General features: G+C 69.4%; 5 protein-coding genes. 1 reads left to right on the top strand and 4 read right to left on the bottom strand.

Features of this window, described 5'->3' with window-relative positions; all coding sequences use genetic code 11:
• The coding region (locus HUK82_RS15525) for a hypothetical protein (protein ID WP_176614805.1) at positions 1-763 on the bottom strand (763 nt) is incomplete at its 3' end.
• 290 nt (positions 764-1,053) lie between these two features.
• Between HUK82_RS15525 and bcp the strand changes: the two genes are divergently transcribed.
• On the top strand, positions 1,054-1,527 hold the full coding sequence (bcp, locus tag HUK82_RS15530) for a thioredoxin-dependent thiol peroxidase (RefSeq protein WP_176614806.1): 474 nt from the start codon (positions 1,054-1,056) through the stop codon (positions 1,525-1,527).
• A 17-nt stretch (positions 1,528-1,544) separates the two neighbouring features.
• On the opposite strand, the gene HUK82_RS15535 is transcribed toward bcp, so the two are convergent.
• The 3 genes from HUK82_RS15535 to HUK82_RS15545 all read right to left on the bottom strand — a co-directional run.
• Positions 1,545-1,895 (bottom strand): hypothetical protein, encoded by a 351-nt coding sequence (locus HUK82_RS15535; RefSeq protein ID WP_176614807.1) that lies wholly within the window; start codon positions 1,893-1,895, stop codon positions 1,545-1,547.
• A gap of 128 nt (positions 1,896-2,023) precedes the next feature.
• On the bottom strand, positions 2,024-2,488 hold the full coding sequence (locus HUK82_RS15540; protein WP_176614808.1) for a nuclear transport factor 2 family protein: 465 nt from the start codon (positions 2,486-2,488) through the stop codon (positions 2,024-2,026).
• A gap of 33 nt (positions 2,489-2,521) precedes the next feature.
• On the bottom strand, positions 2,522-3,140 hold a 619-nt coding region (locus HUK82_RS15545; RefSeq protein ID WP_176614809.1), incomplete at its 5' end, for a hypothetical protein.

The following is a 3,140-nucleotide window of genomic DNA, read 5'->3' on the forward strand; positions in this document are numbered from 1 at the left end:
CGTCCATGTCCACCGACCATCGCACCCCGCGTCCGTCCGGCAACGGTGCCCCCTGCGCGCGCACGCGGGCTTCGTCATCGCCGAGGACGAACCGGGCGCCCGCGTCACCCACGGCCCCGAAACGACCGCCGACGTGCAGGACCGTCAGGCGCGCATGCACGCCCTCGACCGCGTAAGTCAGGTGGGTCAGCGCGTCGGCCAGCGTGATTCGCGTGTCGTCGAGGGCAAGCGCATGCAGCCGCGACAGATCGACCGGCATGCCACCGCCACCCGGCCTGGCACCCGGCAGGTCCAGCATGACGCGTCCGTCCGCCTGACGGGCCAGACGCATCCGCGCGCCCGATACGCGCACGCCACGGAGCACGACGCGGCCGTGCCACAGATCGTGCATGCCCAGCGTCACCTCGCCCCGGGCGATCCGGTCGGCAACCGCGCCGGTACGGTCGAGCACCGCGATATCGTCGAGTGTCACGACAAGCGGCGCGCCCCAGCCCATCGCGCGGACGGGCCACGCGACGTGGGCGCGTTGCGTGGTCAGCCGTCCCGGCGGGATCTCGCCGGGCGGCACGTCGGACAGAGCCACCGGCATGACGTGGCGCAATAGCGACGAGACATCCAAAGGCGCCGCCGCGAGGCGCACCAGAACCGCGCCCGCGATCACGACGGGCACGGCGATGACCGCTGCCGTGGTCAACAGCATGGCCCGCGCCAGACGCACGCACACGCGCCCCACGCGGGAGCGTTCGGCTCCGGCGTCGCTCATCGGGGGAGGCGTGTGCCGCGCATGCTATGGCGCATCGTGCGCGACCCCGTCGTCCCGGCGCGCGGGGCCGCAGCAGGCCGGGCAACCGTCGGTTCTGGCAGGCGGGCGGGCAGGACGGATGCTCCTCGTGTCTCGACGTCAGGCGTGAAAGCCGCAGGACGCGACCCCATGAGTAATGGGCTGATCCCGCAGCGCAAGAGCGCGCGCGTGACAAAAGCTGGCTATCAACGCGCGGGGACGTCGAAAGCTTCTCTTGCCACCGATCGTCGCGTCAGGGCACCCTGCCGGGCATGACCGCCACGCACCCCCAGGTCGGCGACGCCGCCCCGCCCTTCCGCCTGCCCGCAAGCCATGGACGAACCGTCTCCTCCGACGCGCTGTCGGGGAAGCCGTACCTGCTGTATTTCTACCCGAAGGCGGATACGCCGGGCTGCACGACCCAGGCCTGCAGCCTTCAGGAGGCCTTGCCCTCACTGGGCAAGCTGTCTCTGACGGTCATCGGCGTGAGTCCCGATCCGATCAAGGCGATCGACAGGTTCGCCGACAAGTTCGACCTGACGTTCCCGCTGGCCAGCGACGCCGACCACACGCTGGCCGACGCCTATGGCACCTGGGTGGAGAAGTCGATGTACGGCCGGACCTACTGGGGGATGGAGCGCAGCTCCTTTCTGGTGGACGGGTCAGGCGTCATCCGCGCGGTGTGGCGCAAGGTCAAGCCCGCCGAGCATACCGCCCTTGTGGCCGCCGCGGCCGCGGCCCTCTGACGGCGACACGGTACCAATCAGTAGTAGGAATAGGCCGGGGGCACCGCGTAGACGACCGGCGGCGGGGGCGGCGCATAGACGACACGCGGCGGCGGCGCGTAGTAAACGGGCGGCGGCGGCGGAGGTGCGGCATAGGCGCCCGCGACCGACGCACCCGCGGCACCGATCAACGCCCCCGCGACCAGTCCGCCGACCAGCGCGCCACCCACACCGGGCCCGTGGCGATAATACGGCCGCCCACCATACCCACCGTGATAATAGTAGCCGTGACCACCGCCCCAACGCTGGGCATGCGCGCCCGGGGTGGCGAAGGCCAGAGTGCCCGCAACAGCCGGCACCAGAAGCAGGGCGCGAGAGAGTGTGCGCATGACGACGTCCTCCTTGAACGACGGGTATGCCCGTCTGATCGCGCATCTGACCGCCCGCTCATGGCAAATTTAAGGATCGCTCCGCCTTAATCCGGCCGAGCGGCTTTAATTTTTATTTAAGCGCGGTCCTACAGGCCGAGGTCGTCCAGCGACGGATGTCCCTCCGGACGGGGACCCTGCGGCCAGTGAAACAGGCGTTCGCCCACAGTGATCGGCCGATCGTTAATGGACGCGAGACGACGGCGCATCAGCCCGTCAGGCGCGAATTCCCAGTTCTCGTTGCCATACGAGCGAAACCACTGGCCGCGCTGGTCGTGCCATTCATAGGCAAACCGCGCCGCGATCCGGTTGCCGTCGAACGACCACAACCCCTTGATCAGGCGATAGCCCTGCTCCTGCTGCCATTTGCGGGTCAGAAACGCGACGATCGCCTGACGCCCGGACAGGAACTCATCGCGGTTGCGCCACACCGAGTCCGGAGTATAGGCCAGCGACACCCGGGCAGGCTCGCGCGTATTCCACGCATCCTCCGCGGCACGCACCTTGGCGAGTGCCGACGAGTGATCGAAAGGCGGCAGCGGAGGAAGGTTCATCGTGTCTCTCCTGCAACCCGACCGCCCGGATCCTTACGGGGCCGGCGCATCATGCGGCGCCACGCCACGATAGCCCGACGGCACCGCGAACACATCGGCCGCCTGCGCCGCGCGCGACAGGCGGACAGCCCGCGAAACGACCATTTCGCCGCGCCGCGCCGCCAGCAAAACCCCGTCCGGGGTGTAGCAGAAGCGGGCCTCGTGACCTTCGTTATCGCCCGAACGCCACCAGCGGCAGGGCTCGCCCGCCACCGTGTCGTCCGACTCGGCATGAAACTCGCCCGGCGCGGGTTCTCCCGGAGGGGTCAGCGCGCCGCCTGGCGCGGGCATGCGGGAATAGGTCCGATGCAGCGTGTCGACCACCTGCAACACATGCGTCCGATAGTCGGTGAGCATGAACGTTGCCGACCCGTCGAGATCCACACGTTGGGCCAACCCCGACGACGACCACCGCATCCGCTGTCCACCCGACGTCCCGTCAGGCATCGGCACGGCATAGAGCACATCGACATCATGTTGCGGCGTCACGAACGGGGCTTCAGCCCACGCCGTCGCGGCCAGCGCCAGCGTCATGCCCGACGCCAGGCACAGGCCGGCCGCCGCCCGCCGGAACGGACGGCTCAATTCGTCCCCGTCGCGGGTGCGGGCTGGG

This window comes from Ameyamaea chiangmaiensis, assembly GCF_013376175.1.
Taxonomy (GTDB): domain Bacteria; phylum Pseudomonadota; class Alphaproteobacteria; order Acetobacterales; family Acetobacteraceae; genus Ameyamaea; species Ameyamaea chiangmaiensis.